Genomic DNA, 25,735 nt, shown 5'->3' with positions numbered 1-25,735 from the left:
AAGTCAGGTTATCTCGTTTATTTCGGTTTGACTCGACTGATATCTTTTTATCCGTGCGATCCGCTGAACCCCGTTCAGATTTCAGCCGAAGAAAAACCACCTTGGTGCAAACGCTTATGCCGGACTATGTCGTACCCCCAGTTAAAGACAATGGCGTACACCAGAAAGAAGGTCACAAAGCCAATATCCATCAGTAATACCTGCCAGAAACTCAGATTCAGTATCAGCATAATCACCGGGAACGAGAAAACGATCATACCCGCTTCAAATGCCAGGCCATGACCAATACGTAATTTCAGGCTGCGGTTAATCCGGTCGTGGCCAAAACAGGCATCAAACACCTTGTTGAATACCAGATTCCATAACATCGCAATTAACGACAGAATCACCGCCATCAGCCCCATCTTTAGCGGCGCTTCACCGGTAATCAGCACCGCTGCCAGGGTCAGGATCAGGATCAGGATCAACAGTGCAACCGCCTCAAACAACAGGGTATGAAACAAGCGCTCACGGTTACTCATGGGCGTTATTGCAACGGAATTTGCTGATGTGGACATATGGCCTCCGGGGTTGGTTATCATCGCTGTTTCAGGCAATACTATCCTTTATTAAGATACTTCAAAGTTAATAACTATCGGCTTTAGTGATATGTATAACCTCGAACAGTTAAGAATGTTTGTTGAAACCGTTGATCAGGGGTCGTTCTCAGCCTGTGCCCGTCAATTAGGAAAAGCCCAGTCTGCGGTCAGCCAGGGCATTGCCAATCTGGAGATTGATCTGAACACCCAACTGTTTGATCGCTCTACCCGCAAACCAGGCCTGACCGATAGTGGCCAGCGCCTGCTCAGTCATGCCCGGGCGGTGTTGCAGCAAAGTTATGAATTTCAGGCCACGGCAGCGGCGATTCAGCGGCAGGAAGAAAGCAGCATCACGTTGCTGGTCGACGATTCGTTGTTTGCACCTCAACTGTCGAAATTACTGTTGGACTTTGCCGAGCAGTTCCCTGCTACCCGCATGCAGGTGAATTCGGTATCCGCCATGGATATCGGCGAACTGCTCGTCAACCAACAAGGCGATATCGGCTTAGGGTTTGTCGATCTCGACTTTAACTTCCAACTGGATTTGTGCTTTATCGGTAACCTGCCCTTTTTACCGGTCTGCCATCACCAGCTTGATCTGGCCAAGTGTGAAGAAATACACCCGCAACACCTCACCAGCCACCGTCAGATTTTATTCAGCGGTCAGTCCAGCCGAAGCAACCCACACGTTCCGCAAATTTCTGCCAAAGCCTGGAGTTGCAACAGTTTCTATAATGGCCTGGCATTAATTCGCCAGGGATTAGGCTGGAGTTATTTACCTCAACATCTGGTTCAGGCAGATATTGATTCTGGAGAGTTGGTGGCCCTGAACTTTGCGTTTGACTATAAAACCTGGGCGCCGGCAATTGATATCCTGACACCGAAAAATCAGGTGCGCGGCCCGGCATTAAGTTGGTTATATCAGCAATTAAAAGACGTATTTTGATTTAAGTATCGTCAGGCAAGATATTAAAAAGCAGAGTGGCTTATTGATTCGAGAAATCCAATAAGCCATTACGATACACGGCAGTTGCGCCACACTCATTGCTTAGCTGTCTGGCCCATTTTTCAGCAATGGCTTTATACGTACCGTTCGAACGAATTATTGCTGCCGCGTGGCGCCAGCGCTTTACCGTTTCAGCATCCGTAACTTTCGACATAATGATGTAGCTTGGAGGCGGAACAACCTCATACGAGCTCGCAACACAAACGGCATTCCCTTTATCCGCACCTAATTCCATCAGTCCGGATTTAGCAAAAAAGAACATACTGATGCGGCCTTTGAGTAACATCTTTTTTAATTGCAGATAAGTGGTCGCCGCCACCAGATTATTAAAGCCATGGCGCTTCAGGTAGGCTTCACGCGCTCCGCCGCGAAGCACGCCAATCGCCCGTTCGTTTTTTAATTGCTGCAGCGAGGTAATCGTCTTCTGGTTCTCCGGCAAGCTGAAGAAGCCCCAGGAATTCTGAACCACTGGCATGATCCAATAAAAGCTGCTCTCCCGCTCCTGAATTCTTGCAGCAGTGAACAAGACAACGCCTGGGAGCGTTTCGGCCATCTGATAAGCACGCACCCAGGGGATCTGCTCGATATCGATGCTTTCCCCCAATTCATGCCCAATGGCTTTTACGGCATCAACACTGATACCGTCGAGCTCACCGGCGCGATTGGTAAAGTTAAACGGTGGTTCCTCGATGGTCAGAACCTGCAGCTGATCTCGGGGATTGGCCAGAGTGGAGATGGTAAATATCAGGCCCAGAAACAACGTCATTAAATGCATGGCTGATTCCTACTTCGTCACACATTATGCTAGCTGTTTCGGAGCGATAACCCAGCAAAAAAGCGCAGAGTCAGTCAACATTGTCGTAAAAAACAGGTCACTGTCCGGGTTGGCTGGTTGTCGCAACTTGATGCTCTGCATTGCCTTTATCAAACGACTGGCGCCATTCACGCTTCAGCGCCAATAAGCTGGTTGCCAACGCCAAAGCATTGGATACCAGCCCCGGATAAGACAAGACCAGGGAGTTGTGAACGATCCAGGCACCGAGACACGCTAACAGCCAGAGCCGTAGTTTCAGCGTCATCGTTTGCAGGTTACCCATACAGAAGAGCAGCAACGCCAGAGACGAAAAAACCGAAGCAATCCCCTGCCAGCTGAGCCAACAAACCACCGGTGTCAGAAAGACTGAAAGCAGATAAACGCGCTTAAACTGAGGGTGGTTTTCTAACGGCAACGCCAGTGCCGCCTGAATACCCGCAACGGCCATCACCACAGCACCGGTAGCAGCGCCCAGCAGATAGAAATGACTGGCCATCAGCACACACGCCATTATTTGGCCGAGCAGAATATGCTTACGTTGTTTAAACAGCGGCCAGCAAATATTGGCAATGACTCCAGCGATACCAAGCAGGTAAGTGGTGCTTATCAGACTGGTTAGCTCTGACTTAAAGAGCTCTGCTTTCCATAGGTCTAATTTCCATAGCTCTAATTTCCATAGCTCAAGCCTCAATAGCACTGAATTCAACAGCTCCATGCTTACTAACTCCTTGTTTACGAACTCCCTGCTGCTCTCAGTTTTTCCTGCTGTTCTCTGTCACGCCCTGCAAGCTCTGTTCTGAAAACCGTTGTGTGCGTTTGTGAGTGCGCCTCCTTCTATCGGGAGAGATCGGGCCTGATCATACGCTCGACCGTTAACGGCACACCACCGTATTCTCCGGTAATTGCTTCGCTGACAACAAATCCGGATTTCAGATACAGCTGCTTTGCTGGTTGGTTACTGGCTAACACCTGCAGACTGACAACACCTTCAGTTTGCGCCAGCATATGTTGTAACAACCTTCCGGCGTATCCATTGCCACGATGATCCGGGTGAACAAAAAATGCGCGCACCTCATTTTGGTACAAACCCGCCATTGCTATAACCTGGCCCTCTGATTCGAGCAGATAAATATCGGATTCCATCAACTGAGCAAAACGCTTTCTATCCTGAGTTAATGGGATCAGCTGAAACTCGTGATGTTCGAATTTCAGCTCATCCAGTTTGGACAGATTATAAATACGTTCGACGTCGGCGAAATCCTGATCAGTGAAGGCCCGGATCTTCATATTCAATAATCAGTGATTTGAATCTGCAGAAAAATAATCCTTAATCCAGTCATATAAAGTATCGCTGCTGACATCCTCGGATTTTAGCGCCTGATAATCATCACCCGGATCCTGATCACTGAAGGTGAACTGATATTGCACCAGGCCAGGATGCTCATCGTGTAACACCACCAGGATGCGTTTTTTGCTCACCAGGCAGTCGATGGTCATCACGTCTGCCGGAATACCCATTTTGCGCATGCCCTGCATTACCCCGATTACCGGATTAATATCAGCAAAATCCTGTTGAATTCGGCCATGGGCTTCACTGGCGATTTCAGACATATCTAACAGAGCTTGATTGGCGTTCATAATGAAGATGATTTTGGCGGATGAAAGCATCGCACACTAGCATAAAAGCGCTTTAGCGTTAATCACTTAGCTCATTCCGGAGCTTATTGCACTGCGGTGCGATAATGGCAGATGCGCCTCTGTTGGTTTTTTGGTTAACTAGCGGCATCGTATTTCGCTGGCAAAAATAACAACGCGAAAACTACTGCAGAAATAACAGGAGATTTGCAGATGGCCTCCAGCCTCAATGTCGCCCCCGCTTGTGTTGATGATTACCGTGAATTAGCGCGCAAACGTCTGCCGCGCCAGTTCTTCGACTATATTGATGGTCACTCCTATCAGGAAAAAACCGGACAAGCGAACGTTCAGGCATTTGAAGATCTGCAGCTGCGTCAGCGTATTCTTCAGGACGTTTCACGGGTTGATACCTCAACTGAGTTTCTCGGCCGCCAGATGGACATGCCAGTGGTTCTGGCACCGGTTGGCTTAACAGGATGTTTTGCCAAACGCGGTGAAGTTCAGGGACTAAAAGCGGCAAATAGAGCCAATGTACCTTTTACCCTGTCGACCGTGGGCATCTGTTCCATTGAAGAGCTGCAACAGGCCGCCACCCAACCCTTCTGGTTTCAGCTGTATGTGATTAAAGATCGCCAATTCTGTATTCGTTTATTAGAACGCGCTAAAGCCGCAGGCTGCGACACCCTGGTATTTACCGTTGACCTGCCGGTACTGGGTGAGCGTTATCGTGATACCCGTAATGGCTTGTCTGGCAATGGTTCCTTATTAGGCAATTTAAAACGTGGATGGGACATCATTTCACATCCGTGCTGGCTGCTCGATGTTCCGATTGGTGGTAAACCGCTGACCTTTGGTAACTTGCAGGAAGCGTTACCCGACGCCCAGGGTTTGTCTGACTTTAAAGGCTGGGTTGATGAGCAGTTTGACCCAAGCATCTGCTGGGAAGACCTGAACTGGATTCGTGATCACTGGGACGGCAATATCGTATTAAAAGGCATACTCGATGCCGAAGATGCTAAACAGGCCGTTGCGATTGGTGCCGATGCCATTGTGGTATCCAACCACGGTGGTCGCCAGCTCGACGGCGTACCTGCAACCCTGGCTGTGTTGCCGGAAATAAAACAAGCAGTCGATGGTAAAACCAAAATCATCGTTGATAGCGGCATTCGCAGCGGATTAGATGTGGTGAAAGCGTTAGCCTGTGGCGCCGATGCCTGCATGATTGGCCGTGCCTGGTCTTATGCACTGGCCGCACGTGGCGAACAAGGTGTCAGTCATATTCTCGATATTATGAAAAAAGAGATGCATGTGGCGATGTCACTGACGGGTGTAAACCGGGTGGAAGAAATTACCGAAGAGATACTGGTGCGTTAGAGCACCAGCTGCTCTCTCATCTCACGCCGGTAAAACGACGGTGTATTACCAAAAAATTCTTTAAAGGCTTTTTTAAATGCACTGTCGGAGGCGTACCCCACCATCTCGTTGATATTACTGATTGGCATATTCCCCGTTTCGATATACTGCTTCGCCAGCTGCATACGACAGTTCAGCAAATAACGCATGGGGGTCGTGCCCATTAACTGATGAAAATGCTGAGCAAAGCGCGAACGCGACATACCTATTTTTAACGCCAGTTTATTTAACGTCCAGGGATATTGAGGCTGCTCAATCATTAAAGCCAGCGCCTGGGAAATATAACGATCATTTAATGCAACAATATAACAATTTCTCTCCGGGTTTAATTCCATAAAAGTATGAACCGCCTGAATAAATAGCAACTCGGTTATTTTATCCTTTAATAAACCACCAATCGGAAACGGTGACGAAGATTCGTGACTGATCATCTCCAGCGCACTGTCTAAAAACTGAAACTGCGTTCTGTGCTGCTGAGTAAAGTGAATCAGATTCGGCAGCGACTTTAAAAAATGCACTTCACCGTCTTTATTAAATTCGAAAAAGCCACAGATCATTTTTAATCCATCACCTTCGCCGGGAAAAGGAGAAACACCCTGCATTAAATCGCCAACCACATCCGCTACCGGACGACAGGCGGAATTCGGCTGATCCGACATCAGGTGCGCACTACCATGAGGAAGAATAACAATATCGCCTTCATTTAGTTGCAGTGGTTCACGGCCATTCATTCTTAACCAACAATGACCACGCTCAACAATGTGAAAAGAAGAACGATAATCTTCGGCGAGGTCGACACCCCATGGCGCACAAAATCTGGCATTAAAATACATACTGCTGCACAACTTAACCGATCTTAAAATGCTGTTTAATACATCCATTTTTTTATCCTTGTACGATTACACATTTAATTGAGACTTTCGAATACTGAAAGTTCCTTACAATTCTGGAAAATAGAATGCGAAACTTTAATTAATTACGAGGAGTTAAACATGAAGTTTTCAACTGTTAAAAATTTCGTATCTTTAGGTTTGGTTGTTTCACTGATGGGATTATCCGTTCAGGCAACGGCAGAAGGCTTACCAGATAACGGAGTTAAATTTGATAAGAGCAACACCGCTTTGGTGATTACCGATCCACAAAATGACTTTTTAAGCCCGGACGGTGTTGCATGGGGTGTGGTTGGTAAAAGTGTTGTTGCCAACAATACCGTAGAAAACCTGGAAAAACTGATGAAAGCGGCTAAGTCGGAAGACCTGCCGATGTTTATTTCGCCGCATTACTACTACCCACATGATCACAAATGGGATCACGAAGGTACTCTGGAAACCGTGATGCACAGCATCCACATGTTCGACCGTAAAGACCCGCTGTCTCTGAAAGGCTTTAAAAATTCCGGTGCAGACTGGCTGAAGCGTTATAAGAAATACATTAACGATGGTAAAACCGTAGTAACCAGCCCACACAAAGTGTACGGCCCGGAAACTAACGATCTGGTTTTACAACTGCGTAAGCGCGGTATTGATAAAGTAATTCTGGCGGGCATGTCTTCTAACCTGTGTACCGAATCTCACATGCGTGAACTGGTTGAACAGGGTTTTGAAGTACAGGTAGTTTCTGATGCAACTGCGGGTGCAATTTTACCAGGTCTGGATGCGTATCAGGCGTCTCTGGTTAACTTCCGTATGATTGCTCATGCACTGCGTGATACCGAAACAACGGTTAAGCAGATCAAAGACCTGTAATAAAGTGACTTCCTACCCACTTTAATTCGAGGTGTCGGGCGTGACTTTATTGCGCCCTTTTTGGCCAGCCTGTCCGGGGGCTGGCCTTTTTTATGAAACTTCGTAAATTTAAACGTTATTTCGTGTGATTAGCCATTCGGCTATTTTCGGATAAATTTCATATAGCCAGATAATGGTCTAACCAATCAGTGATGCCGCAATCACTGATTGTTCGCTACTGTCTCAGGAACACAAAAATCGATACCAGCTGAGCCTACATAAGGCGTCTGATTTTCGGTCATATGCCAGGGCTTATTTTTTTTATAATTTTGTAACCGGCATTCGTACCAGCTTAATCGCTCCGCAAAATCCGGATAATCTGCTCTTTCCTGATTCAGGTACTCAATCGCTTTCTGCTGATTAACAATGGCATCGCCATAACGACCATTGGCTGCCAGCGCACCAGCGTAACCATCGAAAACATAAGAGCGGTTTCTTACACCTTCACCTTGATAATCCGGAACAATTTCCTCCATCAGCTGTACCGCATATTGCGGTCTGCGATATTCAACTGCTGGGTGGGCAGACAACCACCAGCTATAAGAGATTAAAGAATAATCTGTTCCATCATATTCCATTGCGCGCTCATACAAGCGCGCAGATACTGCCAGATTTTGATCAACCCCCTTGCCAAACGCGTAAGCTTTGCCCAGCATTCTCAGCACAGGCGCGTAGGTAGCATAGCGGTCGGCCCGAATCAGCTTCATCGCCTCTGCATCGTTTTCATCATCGTCATCATGAATAAGAATGCGGGCTTTCGCTAATGGCATAAAATATTGGTCAATCTGACTGTAATAGCCACCATCAAGCTCTTCAGCTAACAGATAGAACTCCTCCGCCTTCGCCAGATTAAGTGGTACCTGAAAATCGCTCATATAAAGAAAGCTGGCCATAATGGCGGCTTCTTTACTATTTTCTTCAATTGCGGCTTTTTCGAAAAGAGGCAAGGCTTCCCTGATATTATCGTCATCGAGGTAGGAATAACCGCGACCGATATTGCTATAAGCACAGCCAGTAAGCTGAGTCAGCGTAATCAATAAACAAAGAATGGGGAACTTCATATTCATCCTTAAACATAACAATCAGATTTACGGCGGCGATATTACCATCAATTGATATTATACTCACTCGCCGTGATCGACTTTGCTACTTGTTCCTGGCTGCCAGCCACTCACCAATCTTTGGATATATCTCTTCCCGGGCAGCCCTGCCTTTTACCAGCTGGCCATGAGTGAAGTTTCTTGAGAAGCCTTTCTTTAACGAACATTCCAGCCAGGTTTTATCGTCATTGCCGATATGATCATAAATGCGCTTACAGCCGGATACCGGCGCGATATCGTCATTGCCTCCGGCAATCATAAAAAACGGCAGATTCAGCTCTTCAATGCCTTTCATATAATCGAAGCCATCATTACCGAGCCATTGTTTGCGGAGATTCCATTTTGCCCACTGGGCTAATAACCGGGTTGGCTCCCCTTCGGCCATTTTGATTGGCAAGGCTTTAAGCGAAACCTGATTAAACAGCATGGATAGCAGCCACAAATAGGCAGCTCTGAATTTGTAGTTTAAATCGGGAGCAGCGTCGGTCGCCTGAGTGCCTAGCGTAGCGATACCTGCGATTTTGCCTTGTTGTTCCGGGTAGCGAGCCAAATACATCAGTGGCAAATGACCGCCGCCGCTGTGGGAGATCCAGTACAGCTTCTGGTGGCCGGTTTTCTCCAGCACGGTATCTATGGCTAATGGAGCATCGTTAAAGGCAGGAAATTCGAAGTCTTGTTTATTGGAGGATGGTGTACTGTGGCCGTGGCCACCCCACTCTAATAACCAGCAATCAAAGCCCAAATCAGAGAGATAGATGGCTAAGTCACGGACGGCGTCGGAGTTGGATAAAGTGCCGTGGGCAATAATCACCGGTAGGCCGGTGATGTTGGTTTTGGGATTCATCAAGCGGTGGAGAACTATTTCACCGCTTGAATTGATTTTTATCGGAAGTTTAAAGTCTTCCATATATCTAACCAAAGCCAAAAAATAATCAATGAATACATACCTTTTCTGGTGTATTCAACTGCAATTCTTCATAACCCTCTTCCCGACCCAGAAGATTAAAATAAATTTTATCCCGGCCTTTTAACTCTATCGCGTATCTCTTTCCTTCCTCTGGTATAAAATCTACCGTTGTATAATGAAAATATACACTTGATGAGTCGTTACTTACGCTAGTAAATGTATTTATGACCTTTTTATCAGCTTCAAAACTAACGGTAATATCTTGAAGCTCTTCACTCTCATCGATTGATTCAATAATTGAAGCATTTTCACACTTATAGTCATTAAACAGAAAAATGTGAAAATCATTTGTACCAGGTGCTACCCGATAAGTAACAGTTGCTAACTTTCCTGATACAGGTGGAGAATATTTAGTCGCACACCCAGACAAGAGCCCCAAAAAGATAAGAAAAATAGATATTTTTTGCATGAAGAAGCGATTAAAAATTTTAGAGTATTTCATATCAAGCCCAATAATTGACAAGTAAAAACGGGAGCCGAAGCTCCCGTTTTTCTTACACTTAAAACCAGCTAAATCTTAACTATTTATTAAGAGTCAGCTTTCGGCTTCTCACGCAGTTTGATATGCAGCTCACGCAGCTGAGCGTTGCCCACCTCTCCTGGTGCGTCGGTCATCACACACGCAGCAGACTGGGTTTTCGGGAAGGCAATCACTTCACGGATAGACTGAGCACCAGTCAACAGCATAACCAGACGGTCTAAACCAAATGCCAGACCACCGTGTACCGGAGCACCGTACTTCAGTGCGTCCAGCAGGAAGCCGAACTTCTCTTGCTGTTCTTCTTCGCTGATACCCAGTACGTCGAATACAGTTTCCTGCATGGACTGTTCGTGGATACGGATAGAACCACCGCCCAGCTCACAACCGTTCAGAACCATATCGTAAGCACGAGACAGGGCTGTGGTTGGTGCCGCTTTCAGTTCTTCCGGAGAACAGCTTGGTGCAGTGAATGGGTGGTGAATCGCAGTGATGCCACCGTCTTTGGTTTCTTCGAACATCGGGAAGTCGACAACCCACAGAGGTGCCCACTCACAGGTGTACAGGTTCAGGTCTTCACCCAGCTTACAACGCAGTGCACCCAGCGCTTCGTTTACGATCACTTCTTTGTCTGCACCGAAGAAGATGATGTCGCCGTTTTGTGCGCCCAGCTTGTTCATAATGTCCATGGTGTTTTCTTCACCGATGAACTTGATGATTGGAGATTGCAGGCCGTTAACGCCGTTTTCAATCTCGTTCACCTTAATCCAAGCTAAGCCTTTCGCACCGTAGATGCCAACGAACTTGGTGTATTCGTCGATCTGCTTACGGGAGATTTCAGCACCACCCGGTACACGCAGAGCCGCTACGCGACCTTTAGGATCTTTAGCCGGGCCAGCGAATACTTTGAATTCGATGTCTTGCAGGAATTCAGCAACGTCCACCAGCTGCAGAGGAATACGCAGGTCTGGCTTATCTGAACCGTACTTCTCCATCGCTTCGGAATAAGGCATACGTGGGAATTCACCCAACTGTACGTTTAATTCTTTTTCGAAGATCTCAGTGATCATGCCCTGAGTCAGGCCCATGATTTCTTCTTCATCGATGAAAGACGCTTCGATATCGATCTGAGTGAATTCCGGCTGACGGTCAGCACGCAGGTCTTCGTCACGGAAACACTTAGCAATCTGATAGTAACGGTCGAAACCGGAAACCATCAGCAGCTGCTTAAACAGCTGTGGCGACTGAGGCAGTGCAAAGAAGTTGTGCTCGTGAGTACGGCTTGGCACCAGGTAGTCACGTGCGCCTTCTGGGGTAGCACGGGTCAGGATTGGCGTTTCGATATCCAGGAAGCCGTTATCTTCCAGGTAACGACGTACGTGGGAAGAAACCTTCGAACGGAAACGCAGCTTCTCTTGCATCTCAGGACGACGCATATCCATGTAGCGGTACTTCAGACGGATGTCTTCGCCCACGTCGGTGTAGCCGTCTAATGGGAACGGAGGCGTTGCAGCCTTGTTCACGACATTGATTTCTTTACCCAGTACTTCGATCTTACCGGTACGCATGTTTTCGTTGATGGTGCCTTCCGGACGACCACGAACGCGACCAGTGATCTGAACCACAAACTCAGAACGAACGCTGTCTGCAGTATTAAAGGCTTCAACCGTATCCGGATCGAATACTACCTGTACCAGACCTTCACGATCGCGAACGTCTAAGAAAATTACGCCACCGTGGTCACGGCGACGGTGAACCCAACCACAAAAGGTTACGGTTTCGTCAATCAAGGTTTCGTTGATATCACCACAATAGTGCGTGCGCATCGTTTGGTCCCGCATCAATACGTAATAGAAAATAAAAGGCGGGCAGTATACAGAATTTTTGCCGGGCGTCCGATACCCAAACATGAATTAATGATGAAACCTTGAAAAGAACAGCCTTATTAAGGAAGAACAATGGCAAAACCATGATACCCGGTGGTGAAAATGCCTCATCTGCCCTGCCATCACGACGTAAATCCACCTTGAGAAGGCCCGGTACTCAGGTAATCTGCGCCCTGTTCTGACGATTCATCAGCGCCACAACGGCAGACACATCAGCAACACCTATTTCAGACATAACAACAAAATCAAAGGTGGGATGCACCAAGTCCCGCTTCAGGAGTGTATTCAGCATGCAATCTTTCGCAAATAAAGTGGTCGTTATTACCGGTGCGGCATCCGGCATTGGCCGTGCTCTGGCACAACAACTGAGTGCTGACGGTGCTCACCTGGCACTGTCCGACGTCAACATGGACGGCCTGGAAGAAACCAAAGCTTCATTAAAGGGTGCTGGCAAAGTTACTCTGCACACATTAAATGTTGCCGATCGCGCCGCTTGGGAAGCCTATGCAGAAACTGTGGTTGCGGATCATGGTCAGGTCGATGCCATCATTAATAACGCCGGTGTTGCCCTGTCTGAAACCATCGAAAAAATGAGCTACGAAGACATGGAGTGGATCGTAGACATTAACTTCTGGGGCGTGGTGTATGGCACCAAAACCTTCCTGCCGTTATTAAAAGCCCGCCCCGAAGCCGCCATTATTAACGTATCCAGCATCTTTGGCATTATTGCACTCCCTACCCAGGGCGCTTACAACGCCACCAAATTCGCGGTACGCGGCTTTACCGAATCGCTGCGTCAGGAACTGGCCAGCACCAATGTCATGGTAACGACGGTTCACCCGGGTGGTATCAAAACCAATATTGTCCGCAATGGCCGCATGAAAACCTCCATGGCCGGTGAAAAATCTCTCGAGCAGCAAGCCAGAGAGTTTGAAAAAATGGCAAAAACCACACCGGCACAGGCGGCCAGCACCATTATTGACGGTACATTAAAAGGCAAACGCCGCATTCTGATTGGCTCCGACGCCAAAGCGATGGATCGAACCCAGCGTTTATTCCCAATCAAATATACCGACATATTTGGCTGGGTATTACGTAAATTGGCGTAAGCAATCCAACGTAAAACACTGAAATCCCTTGCCGCAGCGCATTTTTTGATCGAATGGCTTACAAAAGCCTACAAAAACAGGGATTTCAGGCTTGCCTCCCTTGGTGTTTTGCATAAGAATCATGTCGCTGGTTGATTGAAGCAATCAGCCATCCGGAATAAGAATACTTTTAAGGACCTGAAACTTATGCCTGCCAAAAAAGCCGCTCCTGCACGTAAAATTACTGCAGTAAAAGAGAAGTTCACCAAAACTCAGATTCTGAACGAGATCGCAGACAACACAGGTCTGTCTCGTAAAGAAGTGACTGCTGTTCTGGACGAACTGAGCATTGTGATCGAACGCCACGTTAAGAAGCGTTCTGTGGGTGAGTTCACCCTGCCTGGTCTGCTGAAGATCAAAACCGTTAAAAAGCCTGCTCAAAAAGCTCGCAAAAACGTACCAAATCCTTTCCGCCCTGGTGAAACCATGGACGTTGCTGCAAAACCTGCTTCTACCAAAGTTAAGGTTCTGCCACTGAAGAAACTGAAAGACATGGCTCTGTAAGAGTTTTATCTTTCTGAGAAGCGGCCTTTGATATCGAGAATATCAGGCCGCTTTTTTTATGCCTGAATTCCGGTAAAAAACATGTCCGAACTGATTCCGCTGCTGGATAAAATTAAACACTGCGACCACTGCGCTGAACACTTACCACTCGGCCCTCGCCCGGTGGTTTCCGCTTCGTCGTCGGCGCGCATTTTAATTATTGGCCAGGCACCGGGAACCAAGGTACATGCCAGTGGCATTCCCTGGGACGATGCCAGCGGCAAACGTCTTAGAGAATGGCTGCAAACACCCAACGAGGTTTTTTACGACAGCCGGAACATTGCCATCATGCCGATGGGTTTTTGTTACCCGGGCAAAGGTAAAAGTGGCGATCTGCCGCCGCGTCCTGAATGCGCACCACAATGGCATGCAAAATTATTGCAGCACATGCCGGATATCGAACTGACGTTATTAATCGGCCAATATTCGCAACAGTATTATTTAAAATCGTCAGGCGATACGGCTGGTGATTTTTTAAAACGCCATAAAACGCTGACCGAAAGAGTCAGGAATTGGCGTGACGCGCCGACCGGTTTTATTCCCCTGCCCCATCCTTCACCGAGAAATCAGATCTGGTTAAAGAAAAATGCCTGGTTTGAAGCTGACGTTGTTCCTTTTATTCGTTCGGAAGTGCAACGTTTATTACAACCGGAGTCCGACTGATGTTTCAGCGCTTGCCATTATTGCTGAGTTACAGCGGCTATTGTTTACTTGCACCACTCCTGCCATTAATTATCTGGCAGGGAAAAAACACACGGGAAACAGCACTCAGACTGCCAGAGGCCGATGGGCCAAGATCCGGAGAGTTTAATTCCACAACACCCGCTTCGCTGAATATTCTGCATTTAGGGGAAAGCACCGTCGCCGGAGTGGGTGTTCAACATAGCGAACTCGGCTTTACCGCAAATATCAGCAAAACACTGACAAAACTGAATACCGATCATCACTGGCACTATATTGCCCAAACAGGACTGGATACTTCTGAATTAATTAACCTGATCAATGAACAAGATGTTATCCCCAGCTGTACCCATCTGATTATCACCATGGGTGTGAATGACACCACCGGTTTTTCACGACGAAAAACATGGCGCAATAATCTTAAAACACTGGTTAGCAAAGTTCGGCAACAGAATCCGGCGATTCAGGTGTTTTTTACCCAGGTACCACCCATGCATCGCTTCCCTGCTCTGGCGAAACCATTAAATCTGTTTTTAGGATTACGTGCATGGCAACTGAATCAGGAACTGCAATTGCTCTGTCGGGAAAATCACTGGCGCTTTATTTCAATCGATATTCCGCTGCAGCCTGAATGGATGGCAGAAGATGGTTATCACCCTAACGCCGCTGGATATCAATTATGGGGAGAAGGTGTAGCAAAAGAACTCACCGAGATTTAAATCCCGGTTTAACACCCATATCAAACAGGTATAAAACCAGGATCTGATCCCTTTATATCGAATTCGCTCTTAACGTGGGAACTGCACCTTAATTGTCTGCGGAATGCGCCATTCAATACCATCTTTAGAGGTTTTAATTGCGCTGGTGCCTCCACTCTGAACAGACAAACCACCATAACGCCAGAAGCGATCTTTAAAGACAATCACATCGGAATTCTTAAAACCTTCGAATGCACCGGTCGCTTGCTGGCCAGACCAGGTAATACCATCAGAGGAAGTCAGAATGTTGTTTTCTGCATTCGAAGCTTCCAGGCGAACACCACCAATCACGTAGAGACGGCCATCTTTGTGCGCTACAGAATAATCGGTACGATGTGGAATCTCGCTCAACTTATTCCAATCTTTACCATTCTGACTTTTCCACACTTCAACCACACGCGGATCGGAACGGAAATTATTGTTGTAGAACACATACATGCCATCGCCTTCTACTGCGACAACCTGATGATCGTACAGGCCGGTCGACATGCCGGTATCCGCGGTTACCTGAGTCCAGTTAATACCATCGCCACTTTTCCAGACATCCTTACGATCAACCGTGTTGTTACGACCGCCAATCAACCATAAAGCGTTGTCGTAAACCGCCAGTTGATGAAACTCACGTTGACCAAATGCGGCACTGGTAAAGTCACGGCGCCAGGTTTTGCCATCAGCACTGCTCCACATATCGCCAACACGATCGTTACCATTTTTACGACCGCCCAACACCCAAATGCGTTCTTTAAATACTTTGGCATCGGTAAACACGCGGTTTTCCAGGTTATGTCCTTCTACTTCGGTCCAGTTAATGCCATCGTCGGAAGACCAGATTTTCGACTGAAAAAGACCATTCAACAGAAACAGTTTTCCACTCAGGTTAACCGGCGTCATATCCCAGGTTTGACGACCTCCCCAGGTATCGCGGGTTTCGATGGTGGCTTTGGCGTTGTTGCCGTCGACTCTTAATGCGTAAGTCGCGGCCTTAGTGGCCGTTAATGCGCTATCAACCAGAGTGACTTCACCCGACGTCACATCCAGCAGGCCCTGTTCACAGCTGTTGTAATTCGCCAGATCGCAGTTTTCATCACGGCTGCGATAGAACTCATACGCCAACGGCAGTGGTGGCAGCTCAATACGGGTATCTTGTGGTCCGATATAGGCAGTCGCCGTCAGATCCTGCAGCAATACCCGTTGAAATTGTGGCAATGCCAGAAATTCAGATTGGTTACCCGCAGCGTCCGTTACCGCAATGGAACAGTTGTAATTACCGGCACCTTCCGTCAGCTGAATTTCGGTTTTGTTGTCGCCTTCAGTCGCATCCGGCTGATTGGCTGCCAATACACAGCCTTTGCCCTGAATCGCTACCTTGCCAGCTTCACTGGTGTTGAAGGCAATCTCGACCCGGGTGCGGGTGGTTGCAGCTTGTTGACGGGTCAGATTGGTTAATACCGGTGCCGTGGTGTCTTTTACCACGGGAGAACCACCGCCATTATTGCCACCGTTGCTGTCACCACCCGCGTTGTCGGAACTGCTGTTACTGCCACCACCACAGGCGGTCAGCGAGGCAATTGCCAGAGGTAATAAGAGCTTTTTCATTGGAGAGCCACCTGTAAAGAAGTAAACAGGTGGAGCAGTCTAGGCAGCTACGTCAGTTTGAACATAGTGCAATTTAGGGTTTATTCACCCGCTTTACGGCGGTACATATCCTGGTCCGCCTGGTGATACCAGTCTTTTGCGTCACTGCAGTCTGACAACATGGCATAACCAATACTGCCGGAAACGTCCCGTTGAGTGATTAATGACAGGTTCTTCAGTGCTGCATGAAACTGGCGGTCCGCTCGCGTCACAATATGCTCATTGGCATCCGCAAAAATCATTGCAAACTCATCACCACCAATGCGGTAAGCAAAATCGGCTTCGCGTCCCAATTTTGTAAGTTCGGTCGCCAGCAATTTTAGTAACCGATCTCCTTCGGCGTGACCAAAGGTGTCGTTATACCCCTTAAAGTCGTCGACATCGATAATGGCCAGGCACGCATCACACTGATTGCGCTTAAAACGCTCCACCGAGGCACTGATGTTTTCGTCGAATAACTTACGGTTATAGAGGTGAGTGAGCGGATCGGTGCGCGATTCTTCAATGGCGGTCTGCAGTTTCTGGTGGGTCTGATCCAGCATCAGGTGAGAGGATAACGCCAGTGTGGCCAGTGTTAACACTTCTTCGGTGTGACGGTAATCGATATCACGATGATCGTGGATCGCCATAATATGTCCGACTGCCTGATTGTCTTTATCGCGATACACCAGACCGGCGTAGGTTTTCGCGCCCATCTTTTGCAATTCCTGGTTTTCCGGAAATGCCTGGGCAACATCACTGAACAGGGTAAATCGTTGAGTTCGCGCCATGGCCTCACACGGCGTACCGGCAATTTCAAAACTGAAGTTATCGACAATCACACCCTCCGCACAGTGAGCCAGCACCTCCACCAACGAGCCATTAAAGCGCGTCACTGAGATCCAGTGCCAGCCAAGAGCTTTGGAAACGGCTTGTGCCGCTGTTTTGTAGATGTTGTCGCTGTTTTCCATGCCCCGCACCAGAGCCGCAAGTACGGTTTCCTGTTCCTGATAAGGAGTATTACTGGCCAGAATCACAACCGTGCCGCAGCGAATAGATACCCGGTGCACGTGATAGTCACTAACCACCAGATCCGGACAATGATGGTGAGCGATAATATGGCAACGTGTATGCTCGCTCAGCTCAGCAAACACCCGGTTGTGGTACACCGGCTGGCCGTGTTGATCGATCACCACAATGGCATCGAATGACAGGTCAAAGATGGCTTCAACCTCATCCAGACTCATATTTGCCAGTGCCATAGCCTACCTCTCACACAGTTACCCTTTCAGCTTAGTCCTTTTTAACCCAACTGCCGCCACTTTTGGCCCGATATGCATACACAATGACCCACATAAAACAGCCGTTCGGATAGTCTTAATACAAACAACAAAAAGGAAGATCGCCATGAGCGCAGCCCATGAAGCCGGCAAAATTCCGGTACGCAAAATGAACTTCGAGTTTGATGCCGTGCCACGGGATTATCTCAACGGCAATCTGGCATTCAGCAACTTCTTTAACGGCATGAATCTGCTCTTCCCGGAAGGCGAACGGTTTTTTATGCACGCCGTACGGGATGGTCTGAAGAAGATCGACAACCCTTCCGAAGAACTCAGCCAACAGGCCAAAGGTTTCTACGGTCAGGAAGCACAACATTCGATTGAGCATCTGAAGTACTTTGAGATCCTCGATCAGAACGGCTACCAGTTCCGTGACGAACTGAACAAGTTTGACCAGCTGATCATTAAACTGCGCAAAAAGCTGCCGGTAGGCCTGCGCTTGGCCATGACCGCTGGCGCCGAGCATCTGACCGCCATCGCGGGTGGTGTGTCCTTGCTCGATAAAGATGTGGTCAACGCCCATCCTTTGATGCGTGATCTGATGCAATGGCACGCAATTGAAGAAATCGAACATAAAGCGGTTGCTTTTGATGTTTATAAAGCCGCCTACGGCAACTACTTCCTGCGCATTTTCGGCTACCTGATTGCCATCGTTCTGGTGGGTGGGTACGCCTTTAAATTCGCCAATATGTTTATGCGCCAGGAAGGGTTTGGGCGCTGGAAGGCTGCCAGCCTGATCCGCAAAAGTCAGCGCCAGGTTCTAAAACGTAATTCATATCTGACGCCGCTGTTTTTCTCTTATTTCAAACCTGGCTTCCATCCGAACCAGGTTGATGATGAGCACCTGATCGAACAGGCCCGGGTCGATCTCGCCGCTTATTAATCATGGATGGCCGCCACTGTGGCGGCCTTTTCCCTGTGGTCAGAGAACAACCGCGGTTATACTCTGAACCATGAGCCAAGAATTAAAACAATTAAAGTTCCCTGCTATTTACAGCCAGCTGGCGCGCGACTTTATCGCCGCATCTCCACGCTTATCGCGTATGAATATCCCCTTGCAACGTGCCTATCAGTTGCTGGGCATTCCGTCCCACAGCCTGACCAACCCCCACGCCACCTTAAGTGGTCATAATGTTCAGTTGCTGATGGCCGTTGGCCGCATGATGGCGGATAAGTCTCTGCCGTTCAGCGTGCAACTGGGACAGGTATTTAAAGAAGACACCCTGGGCGTACTAGGCCTGGCGCTAGTGAATTCAGCCACGTCTCGTCAGGCGCTGGAAACCTTTCAGCAGTATGCCTTTATCTACAGCCCGGGATTTGACTTTCATTTTGAAGAACAACAGGAATTTGCCGAAATCACCCTGACGCCACTGGTACAGTTCGATCGCAATGTTGAGCGCACCATGCTGGAATTAATTTTTTGTGCATTTGCCTTTTATATTCGCAGCAGCGGTTTATCGATAGAAATGCGATATTCGCTGCCCTATCGTCTGGGCAAACACAAAACGGAATTTGAAACATTTACCCAGGGCAGCTTGCAGGAAATGGCCTCTCGCCCTGCCATTCGCTTCCCACGTTCGGCACTGGAGCAACCACTGAAAAGTCCGAATACCGCCATGCACGCCCTGTATATGGAGCAGCTGAAACAACAGGCGGAATCCACCCGGGACCACGAAAGTTTCAGCCTCAGAACCCGGCGTACCATTGAGCAGTTTGCTCGTCAGGGCATCTTTTTCAGCCGCGAACAGCTGGCGCAGGAAATGGCGGTGTCGGTACGAACACTAAATCGTAAACTGAAAGAAGACGGTTTATCGTTTCAGCCGCTATTGGACCAGGCGCGCTTTAATATCGCCCGACGGCTGTTAATCGACACCCAGAAAACCACCAAACAAATTGCTTTTGAGTGTGGCATCCAGAACCCGGCGGTCTTTTGCCGGGCGTTTAAAAAGTGGAGTGGCAAAACTCCGGGGGAATTTCGGGACAACTCCACAAGCCCTGTTATAGATCCATCCGAACAGGGTTAAATGGGCACCTTGTCAGGAAAAATCCTGTCGTAATGGCGTCAGATACATAAAGGTTAAAATGGCACCATCAACCAACGCCAACAAGTGATACACCAAACTATCAAATGCAGGCGCCACGGAAATTCCGGAATTAGCGATAACAAAAACCGCCAGCACGGTGACCACAACATAAGCGATACGCGCCCATTGCTTTAATCGCCACAAACCAATAGCGGTAATAAAAAAGCCAACGGTTAATGCCAGGTACCAGCTCGTGATATTTGCCATCGCACCCATGCCTGAATACTGCAGCAGTTCCATTTGCTCATTGGAATACAAAGACGACCAACTCAGCGGCAGCAACAGCCAGCTGATTTGCAACAACAAAGAAAAAACCACCATAAACCGAAAGGGTTTTAACATAGTGCCGGACGCAGACGGTAATTCGCTATTAATCATGTTTGGCTCTTGTTACTGCTTACCATTTATCACGCAACGCACGTAATGCCTTAAAGACATCACGGTCACCTTCCCCCAGGTGCGGGAATTCCTGTTTTAATGTCTGGCGGATTTTATCGCTGTGCAGACGCAAAAACGGATTGTAGCTGCGCTCCTGACCCAGCGTCATAATCGGCATATCATCATGTTCCAGCTCCGCCACATTTTTCTGCCAATGTAACGCTCTGGCATTTCCTGGTTCACGGCTTAAAGCAAAACCCAGATTATTTTTCATGTAGTCGTGCCCGGGATACAACAGGGTTTCGTCTGGCAGTGGATTCAACTGAGAAACAAAGGTGTCGTACATGGTGTCGACGTCACCACCGTTAAAGCAGTTACCGGCACAAGCGTTAAACAAAGTATCACCAGAGAATAAAATCGGTACCGGATTGTGCTCATCGGCTTCCGCCAACAAACACAAATGCACCGGAGTGTGTCCCGGGGTGTACAACACTTTTAACCGGATCGAACCCAGCTCAACCAGATTTCCGGCAACCAGGCCACGATCGACATTTGGAATTTTCCCCATGGCATTTTTGTGCGCCCAGATTTGCGCACCGGTCGCTGCAGCAACCACCGGATTGCCTTCAATATGATCGTGGTGTTCGTGGGTATTAATGATGAGTTTGATTTGCCAGCCATGCTGTTCTGCCAGGGCTAACATTTGTTCGCCATCAAGCGGGTCGAGAGCGATGGCTTGCTTGGTTTGTTCGCAACCGATCAGATAATTAAAATTACCCAATCGGTTAAACATATAACGGCGCAGGATTTTCATTCAGTCAGTAACCGATATTACCAGTAGATATTATTTTCGGCGTCTTCTTCCGCGTGCAGATCTTCAACGAAATGGCTTTCAAACAGGCTCTTTAATTCGTGTGCCTGGGTTTCCAGCGCATCAGACGCATAGGCAACCGCCGGACTATGACCCCAGACAGGACCTGGCCAGGCCGGATCGTCTTCAAAACGAGCGATATGATGAACATGTAGCTGAGCAACCACATTACCCAGAGCCGCTACGTTCATGGATTTGGCGGAAAAATGATCAGCCATTTTTTCCGTTACCCAGACCGACTCTTTCATCATCTGCTGCTGGTCTTCCGCCGACAAATGATAATACTCGCGCACATCATTACGGGCCGGCACCAGAATCACCCATGGATAACGGCTGTCATTCATCAGCAATACCTGGCACAGAGGCAAGCGCCCCAGCAAAATTGTATCTCCCTGCAGACGTTCATCGAGCTGAAACATCGTCGTTCTCCTGATCATAGGTTTTGCTTAATCTTAGCTCCGATGTTGGCACAGGTCACTGATTTGCGGAGAGTTTTTATCTGCAGCTAACAGACAGCTGTATTACATCTGACAGTTCATCTGGTAAGTCAGCCACGGGGTTTTATCCGCCAGCTGGTTATACAACGCCTGGGCCTGATGATTATCCGGCGCAGTGATCCAACGCACGAAGGGCCAGCCCTGCTGCTCAGCCTGTGCCTTAAGTTCTGCAAACAACAACTTAGCGACACCCTGCTTTCTCACTCCGGGCACAACGTACAAATCATCGAGAAAACCAACCATCTTGCCCCTTAACGGCGATGGCATCGCGCGGTAATGCATCAGTCCCAGCAGTTGGCCCTCTTCATTCCTGGCCACCAGGCAATAAAACGCCTGATTCTCATCATGAATCCAATGCCAGACCTGTTGCTGAATCTCTTCATTCATTGGCACCTGATAGAAATCAGCATAACCCTGATACAGTTCTGCCCAATTTTCGAAGTCGGTTGTCTGTGGTGAGCCGATGGTAAGCGTCATACCTTTCTCCCCAGTGAATGAATCTGCTGGCCGTTTTCATCAAAGTTGTCTGGCGAAAGCCATTTTTCAAAGCGGGCCTTTTGTTGCGGCCATTCGTTGTCTAATAAAGAAAACCAGGCGGTATCACGGTTGCGGCCGTTATACACCACGGCCTGACGAAAGGTGCCTTCATACTGGAAACCCAGTCGCTTTGCGGCTTTTTTCGACTGTAAGTTAAGATCGTCACACTTCCATTCGTAACGACGATAACCCAGCTCTTCAAAGGCATACGCCATCAGCAAAACCATGGCTTCGGTGGCGATAGGCGTTTGTTGCATCAGTGGTGAAAAGTGTACATTTCCAACTTCGATAGAACCGTGTTGAGGCTGAATACGCATCAGCGCTGTCATACCAACCGCCTGCTCTGTTTTGAGATCAACGATGGCAAAAAACAGCGGATCGGCCCCGAGACAGTCCGATATCAGCCAGTCCCTGAAGGCACTGAAATCGTCAAACGGGCCATAAGCCAGATAGGTCCAGTTTTTACCCTCTTTATCAAGGGCAAAGGCCTGAAACAGTTGCTCAGCATGTTGTTCAACATCCAGTTTTTCCAGCCGACAAAAGCGCCCGGATAACGGCTTAGCCTCTGGCTTTGGGCAAGGCTGCCAGTCAGGCAATGGCTCACCGATGGGTTGCCCCAACGGATTTTTTCTTATCGTCATTTTTTACTCCTTAAGCTCGCAAAAGTTCACGGATTCCATTCATCAAGCGCCAACCGGGCTTGTAAAAACATCAGCTTAAGTCGAAACTGGACTCTCCTTAATATCCACTTTTATCTTTTTTACAGATACCAGTGGAGCTATCTCTTATGTGAGAAGACCCGTATGTCGAGAAAACCAATATGCCGAGAAGACCGGAACTGGCTACTCTGAACCTGTCGGTTAAAGACGGGCCTGAACCAAAGCAGCCTCTGTTTCGCCGCCTGAGCGACCAGATTCGCCAGCAGATCCAACAAGGGCAGCTCTCTGCCGGAGCCAAGCTGCCCTCTTCACGCCAGCTGGCGCAACAGCTGAGTATCTCGCGCACCGCCTGTCTTAATGCTTATGAGCAACTGGTAGCGGAAGGTTATTTAATCAGCCGCCCGGCATCGGGCATGTATGTGTCTGGTTTGGCGGAAAACAGGCCGCAGCAGACAAGCGCGTTAGACAACACAACTCCTGAAAACCCGTTAGCGGGCAATCCACAAAGAGCGGTATTCGATACCGGTCCGGACGTCGAACTGTTTCCCTTCGCCGATTGGGCACGCAGCTCAGCCCGGGTCTGGCGCCAGGCTGACGTGGCGTTATTACGAAACTTCCCCGACGGCGGTTATCCCGGCTTACAACAGGCCATTTGCCAGTATTTAAAAGGGCTACGGGGGATCGACTGCTCTCCACAACAAGTGATTATTACCGCCGGAAGCCGTGATGCGGTGGCATTGGTAAATACAGTACTGGATGCTCAAATTGGCCAGGATGCGGAAGTAGCATTAGAGAAGCCCTGCTATCCGGCATTGGCCAAGGGATTTAAACACCGGCCAATTCATTATTGTGATGTTGATGACCAGGGCGCGCAGTTGCCGCATCACTATCAACACCAGCAGCAACAGCAACAGCAACAGCAACAGCAACAGCAACAGAAGCCGGATCTGGCCTGGCTAACCCCCGGGCGTCAATATCCGTTAGCGATTTCCATGTCGATGGAGCGCCGCCTGCAATGGCTGAATTACGCCCGGGAAAATAACACCCTGCTGGTGGAAGATGATTACGACTCGGAATTTTATTTTCATAAAACCCCATTGGTGTCTTTATTCAGTCTTTCGCAACAGCTGTATTCGCAGAACCCTGAACAACAGCAGCAACGGGTGATCTGGGCCGGCAGTTTCACCAAGGTGATGTTCCGTACACTGAGGATTGGTTATCTGGTGGTGCCACATTCGTTAATTGCGGCTTTCCACCAGGCACAGAAGAAAATGGGCAATATCGCTTCATTACCGATTCAGCCAGCGCTGGCCGACTTTTTACAACATCGAAAATTCGCCAGCCATATGCGCAAAATGAAACGCATCTATCAGCAACGCCGTGATTTTTTATATCCGCTGGTTAAACAACAACTGGCAGAATTTGGTGACTGCACTCTGCCGGAAAATGGCTTACATCTGTTGTTTCAGTTTTATCCTGAGGTCAGTGCCTCTCAACCGGATTTCAGCGATCTGAATCTGCAACAACAGTTGGCAAAACAGAACATTCAGGCATTGCCATTGTCCGACTGTTATCCCGATAATATAAAGACAAAACCGCAAGGGTTAATCCTGGGTTATTCCGGGGCGCCGGAAGCTGAACTTGCGGCAGGTGTGCAGCAACTGAAGCAGTTGTTACAGCAACACAAACAGTGACTGAAAAATAACCGACTCTTTGGGTAAAGATACTTGTCTGATTCTCTGACTTATTATCCAGTACGATCAATTAACGACATTGACTCAACCACCTGGCAACGATTGTTACACCACAGCTGTGGCAACAACGATTCGGGTGAATCTGAAATGCTCTACCCGTTTCTTGATTATCGTTTTCTAAAAGCGCTGGAAGACAATCAGTGTATCGATGCCAACACCAATAATCCGTTTGAACAAAGCCACACCGGCTGGTTAATTTATTACCTGATTGGCGAAAATAGCTCAGGTGAAATCGAGCAAATCTTGCCCTGTTTTATTAAACAACATAGCTATGGCGAATACGTGTTTGATTGGGCCTGGGCTGATGCCTATCAACGCCACGGTTTTGATTATTACCCGAAACTGCTGTTAGCCGCGCCTTTTACGCCAGCCACCGGGCCAAGGGTACTGGGGACTTCGGCACCGGACTGGCCATCCATTTCAGCGGAACTGTATCGCCAGTGTGTGGAGCTGGATTTATCCGGCTTGCATATCAACTTTATCAGCCAGAACAGTCACCAGCAGTTATCCCAATTACCTCAGGTATTAGGGCGTCAGGCCTGTCAGTTTCACTGGTTTAATCAGGGAGCTGATGGTGAGCCTTATCAGAGCTTTGACCATTATCTGGAGCACTTCACCAGCCGCAAACGCAAAAGTGTTAAAAAAGAACGGAATAAAATCCCACAGCAAAAACTCTGCATCGAACGCAAAACCGCAAACCAGATCAGTGAAGACGACATTAAAGTCTTCTATCACTGCTATCAAATGACCTATGCCCGGCGTCGTTCCCGTGGTTATTTAAATCTGGATTTTTTCCGTCAGTTATTGGCCACCATGCCTGAGCAAATGTTACTGGTGTGTGCGGCTTATGACGATGCACCGGATAAAACCATTGCCTGTGCGTTATATCTGTTTGATAACGACACCCTGTATGGCCGTTATTGGGGGTCATTGGTGGATATTGATGCGCTGCATTTTGAGGCCTGTTATTACCAGGGCATCGAGTTCTGCATCGAGCGAGGATTAAAACGATTTGATCCGGGCACCCAGGGTGAACATAAAATCAGCCGAGGTTTTCAGCCCACCCTGACCTACAGCGCTCATCAATTATTACACCCGGAATTTAATCAGGCGGTGGCTAATTTTCTTGATGAAGAGCAGCAGCATATCCACGCTTATCGGGAAGATGCAGAAACACTGCTGCCGTTTAAATGTGACGACAGCTAAGTGA

General features: G+C 48.2%; 29 protein-coding genes. 11 read left to right on the top strand and 18 right to left on the bottom strand.

The genetic code is table 11. From position 1 onward, the window contains the following. Window positions 1–74: 74 nt before the first annotated feature. Window positions 75–557 (bottom strand): PACE efflux transporter, encoded by a 483-nt coding sequence (locus tag ACOQOZ_RS02580; RefSeq protein WP_420590726.1) that lies wholly within the window; start codon window positions 555–557, stop codon window positions 75–77. Window positions 558–648: 91 nt separating this feature from the next. Between ACOQOZ_RS02580 and ACOQOZ_RS02575 the strand changes: the two genes are divergently transcribed. Further along, window positions 649–1,524, top strand: coding sequence for a LysR family transcriptional regulator (locus tag ACOQOZ_RS02575; protein ID WP_420590725.1), 876 nt, complete (start codon window positions 649–651; stop codon window positions 1,522–1,524). Window positions 1,525–1,564: 40 nt separating this feature from the next. Here ACOQOZ_RS02575 and ACOQOZ_RS02570 read toward each other — a convergent pair whose 3' ends face one another. From ACOQOZ_RS02570 to ACOQOZ_RS02555, 4 genes are all read right to left on the bottom strand, one after another. Then, a complete protein-coding gene (locus ACOQOZ_RS02570; protein ID WP_420590724.1) occupies window positions 1,565–2,359 on the bottom strand; it encodes a substrate-binding periplasmic protein in 795 nt (264 codons plus the stop codon). Between the two features lie 97 nt (window positions 2,360–2,456). Continuing rightward, window positions 2,457–3,113 carry a YgjV family protein gene (locus ACOQOZ_RS02565; protein WP_420590723.1) on the bottom strand — a complete coding sequence of 219 codons (657 nt, stop codon included), beginning with the start codon at window positions 3,111–3,113 and terminating at the stop codon, window positions 2,457–2,459. 119 nt (window positions 3,114–3,232) lie between these two features. Next, window positions 3,233–3,685 carry a GNAT family N-acetyltransferase gene (locus ACOQOZ_RS02560; RefSeq protein WP_420590722.1) on the bottom strand — a complete coding sequence of 151 codons (453 nt, stop codon included), beginning with the start codon at window positions 3,683–3,685 and terminating at the stop codon, window positions 3,233–3,235. 9 nt (window positions 3,686–3,694) lie between these two features. Continuing rightward, window positions 3,695–4,036, bottom strand: a complete 342-nt coding sequence (locus tag ACOQOZ_RS02555) for a hypothetical protein (RefSeq protein ID WP_420590721.1) — start codon at window positions 4,034–4,036, stop codon at window positions 3,695–3,697. A 210-nt stretch (window positions 4,037–4,246) separates the two neighbouring features. Between ACOQOZ_RS02555 and ACOQOZ_RS02550 the strand changes: the two genes are divergently transcribed. Then, the gene (locus ACOQOZ_RS02550) at window positions 4,247–5,407 is read left to right on the top strand and encodes an L-lactate dehydrogenase (protein ID WP_420590720.1); all 1,161 of its coding nucleotides are present in this window, start codon (window positions 4,247–4,249) and stop codon (window positions 5,405–5,407) included. Here ACOQOZ_RS02550 and ACOQOZ_RS02545 read toward each other — a convergent pair. Then, window positions 5,404–6,327, bottom strand: coding sequence for an AraC family transcriptional regulator (locus ACOQOZ_RS02545; protein WP_420590719.1), 924 nt, complete (start codon window positions 6,325–6,327; stop codon window positions 5,404–5,406). The genes ACOQOZ_RS02550 and ACOQOZ_RS02545 overlap by 4 nt on opposite strands. Window positions 6,328–6,438: 111 nt before the next feature. Between ACOQOZ_RS02545 and ACOQOZ_RS02540 the strand changes: the two genes are divergently transcribed. Continuing rightward, window positions 6,439–7,191 (top strand): cysteine hydrolase, encoded by a 753-nt coding sequence (locus tag ACOQOZ_RS02540; RefSeq protein ID WP_420590718.1) that lies wholly within the window; start codon window positions 6,439–6,441, stop codon window positions 7,189–7,191. A 200-nt stretch (window positions 7,192–7,391) separates the two neighbouring features. Here ACOQOZ_RS02540 and ACOQOZ_RS02535 read toward each other — a convergent pair whose 3' ends face one another. The 5 genes from ACOQOZ_RS02535 to ACOQOZ_RS02515 all read right to left on the bottom strand — a co-directional run bounded on the left by ACOQOZ_RS02535 (window position 7,392) and on the right by ACOQOZ_RS02515 (window position 11,953). Continuing rightward, window positions 7,392–8,291, bottom strand: coding sequence for a hypothetical protein (locus tag ACOQOZ_RS02535; RefSeq protein WP_420590717.1), 900 nt, complete (start codon window positions 8,289–8,291; stop codon window positions 7,392–7,394). Between the two features lie 85 nt (window positions 8,292–8,376). Next, window positions 8,377–9,237, bottom strand: a complete 861-nt coding sequence (locus ACOQOZ_RS02530) for an alpha/beta fold hydrolase (RefSeq protein ID WP_420590716.1) — start codon at window positions 9,235–9,237, stop codon at window positions 8,377–8,379. Window positions 9,238–9,262: 25 nt separating this feature from the next. Further along, window positions 9,263–9,739: a hypothetical protein gene (locus ACOQOZ_RS02525; protein WP_420590715.1), complete on the bottom strand. Its 477-nt coding sequence runs from the start codon at window positions 9,737–9,739 to the stop codon at window positions 9,263–9,265. An 86-nt stretch (window positions 9,740–9,825) separates the two neighbouring features. Continuing rightward, window positions 9,826–11,601, bottom strand: coding sequence for an aspartate--tRNA ligase (aspS, locus tag ACOQOZ_RS02520; protein WP_420590714.1), 1,776 nt, complete (start codon window positions 11,599–11,601; stop codon window positions 9,826–9,828). A 217-nt stretch (window positions 11,602–11,818) separates the two neighbouring features. After that, the gene (locus tag ACOQOZ_RS02515) at window positions 11,819–11,953 is read right to left on the bottom strand and encodes a hypothetical protein (RefSeq protein WP_420590713.1); all 135 of its coding nucleotides are present in this window, start codon (window positions 11,951–11,953) and stop codon (window positions 11,819–11,821) included. Between ACOQOZ_RS02515 and ACOQOZ_RS02510 the strand changes: the two genes are divergently transcribed. From ACOQOZ_RS02510 to ACOQOZ_RS02495, 4 genes are all read left to right on the top strand, one after another. Then, on the top strand, window positions 11,952–12,770 hold the full coding sequence (locus ACOQOZ_RS02510) for an SDR family NAD(P)-dependent oxidoreductase (protein WP_420590712.1): 819 nt from the start codon (window positions 11,952–11,954) through the stop codon (window positions 12,768–12,770). The genes ACOQOZ_RS02515 and ACOQOZ_RS02510 overlap by 2 nt on opposite strands. A 186-nt stretch (window positions 12,771–12,956) precedes the next feature. After that, window positions 12,957–13,313, top strand: a complete 357-nt coding sequence (locus tag ACOQOZ_RS02505) for an HU family DNA-binding protein (RefSeq protein ID WP_419810896.1) — start codon at window positions 12,957–12,959, stop codon at window positions 13,311–13,313. Window positions 13,314–13,394: 81 nt separating this feature from the next. After that, the gene (locus ACOQOZ_RS02500; RefSeq protein WP_420590711.1) at window positions 13,395–14,015 is read left to right on the top strand and encodes a uracil-DNA glycosylase family protein; all 621 of its coding nucleotides are present in this window, start codon (window positions 13,395–13,397) and stop codon (window positions 14,013–14,015) included. After that, entirely contained in the window at window positions 14,015–14,752 is a 738-nt protein-coding gene (locus ACOQOZ_RS02495; protein ID WP_420590710.1) for an SGNH/GDSL hydrolase family protein, read from the top strand. Before ACOQOZ_RS02500 ends, ACOQOZ_RS02495 begins: the two co-directional genes overlap by 1 nt. Window positions 14,753–14,821: 69 nt before the next feature. Here the strand turns inward: ACOQOZ_RS02495 and ACOQOZ_RS02490 are convergent, their stop codons facing one another. Together ACOQOZ_RS02490 and ACOQOZ_RS02485 are read right to left on the bottom strand one after the other, a co-directional pair. Further along, window positions 14,822–16,387, bottom strand: a complete 1,566-nt coding sequence (locus ACOQOZ_RS02490; RefSeq protein ID WP_420590709.1) for a hypothetical protein — start codon at window positions 16,385–16,387, stop codon at window positions 14,822–14,824. Window positions 16,388–16,467: 80 nt separating this feature from the next. Next, a complete protein-coding gene (locus tag ACOQOZ_RS02485; protein WP_420590708.1) occupies window positions 16,468–17,667 on the bottom strand; it encodes a sensor domain-containing diguanylate cyclase in 1,200 nt (399 codons plus the stop codon). A gap of 145 nt (window positions 17,668–17,812) precedes the next feature. On the opposite strand from ACOQOZ_RS02485, the gene ACOQOZ_RS02480 reads away from it, so the two are divergent. Next, window positions 17,813–18,628: a metal-dependent hydrolase gene (locus tag ACOQOZ_RS02480; RefSeq protein WP_420590707.1), complete on the top strand. Its 816-nt coding sequence runs from the start codon at window positions 17,813–17,815 to the stop codon at window positions 18,626–18,628. 70 nt (window positions 18,629–18,698) lie between these two features. Then, window positions 18,699–19,769 carry a helix-turn-helix domain-containing protein gene (locus ACOQOZ_RS02475; protein WP_420590706.1) on the top strand — a complete coding sequence of 357 codons (1,071 nt, stop codon included), beginning with the start codon at window positions 18,699–18,701 and terminating at the stop codon, window positions 19,767–19,769. Between the two features lie 12 nt (window positions 19,770–19,781). Here the strand turns inward: ACOQOZ_RS02475 and ACOQOZ_RS02470 are convergent, their stop codons facing one another. From ACOQOZ_RS02470 to ACOQOZ_RS02450, 5 genes are all read right to left on the bottom strand, one after another. Next, complete coding sequence (locus ACOQOZ_RS02470; protein WP_420590705.1) at window positions 19,782–20,207, bottom strand: hypothetical protein; 426 nt, start codon at window positions 20,205–20,207, stop codon at window positions 19,782–19,784. 19 nt (window positions 20,208–20,226) lie between these two features. Continuing rightward, the gene (locus ACOQOZ_RS02465) at window positions 20,227–21,021 is read right to left on the bottom strand and encodes a hydroxyacylglutathione hydrolase (protein WP_420590704.1); all 795 of its coding nucleotides are present in this window, start codon (window positions 21,019–21,021) and stop codon (window positions 20,227–20,229) included. A gap of 17 nt (window positions 21,022–21,038) precedes the next feature. Further along, complete coding sequence (locus ACOQOZ_RS02460) at window positions 21,039–21,497, bottom strand: HIT domain-containing protein (RefSeq protein ID WP_420590703.1); 459 nt, start codon at window positions 21,495–21,497, stop codon at window positions 21,039–21,041. A gap of 102 nt (window positions 21,498–21,599) precedes the next feature. Next, complete coding sequence (locus ACOQOZ_RS02455) at window positions 21,600–22,052, bottom strand: GNAT family N-acetyltransferase (RefSeq protein ID WP_420590702.1); 453 nt, start codon at window positions 22,050–22,052, stop codon at window positions 21,600–21,602. Continuing rightward, entirely contained in the window at window positions 22,049–22,753 is a 705-nt protein-coding gene (locus tag ACOQOZ_RS02450; RefSeq protein ID WP_420590701.1) for a GNAT family N-acetyltransferase, read from the bottom strand. Before ACOQOZ_RS02450 ends, ACOQOZ_RS02455 begins: the two co-directional genes overlap by 4 nt. 179 nt (window positions 22,754–22,932) lie before the next feature. On the opposite strand from ACOQOZ_RS02450, the gene ACOQOZ_RS02445 reads away from it, so the two are divergent. Then, the gene (locus tag ACOQOZ_RS02445; RefSeq protein WP_420590700.1) at window positions 22,933–24,465 is read left to right on the top strand and encodes a PLP-dependent aminotransferase family protein; all 1,533 of its coding nucleotides are present in this window, start codon (window positions 22,933–22,935) and stop codon (window positions 24,463–24,465) included. Window positions 24,466–24,498: 33 nt separating this feature from the next. After that, the gene (locus ACOQOZ_RS02440) at window positions 24,499–25,731 is read left to right on the top strand and encodes a GNAT family N-acetyltransferase (RefSeq protein WP_420590699.1); all 1,233 of its coding nucleotides are present in this window, start codon (window positions 24,499–24,501) and stop codon (window positions 25,729–25,731) included. The last annotated feature ends 4 nt before the right edge of the window (window positions 25,732–25,735 follow it).

The sequence above is a fragment of the Bacterioplanoides sp. genome (assembly GCF_965219715.1).
GTDB lineage: Bacteria > Pseudomonadota > Gammaproteobacteria > Pseudomonadales > Oceanobacteraceae > Bacterioplanoides.
Note: the sequence above shows the minus strand (reverse complement) of the source record. Positions and strands in the feature narration are given on the sequence as shown.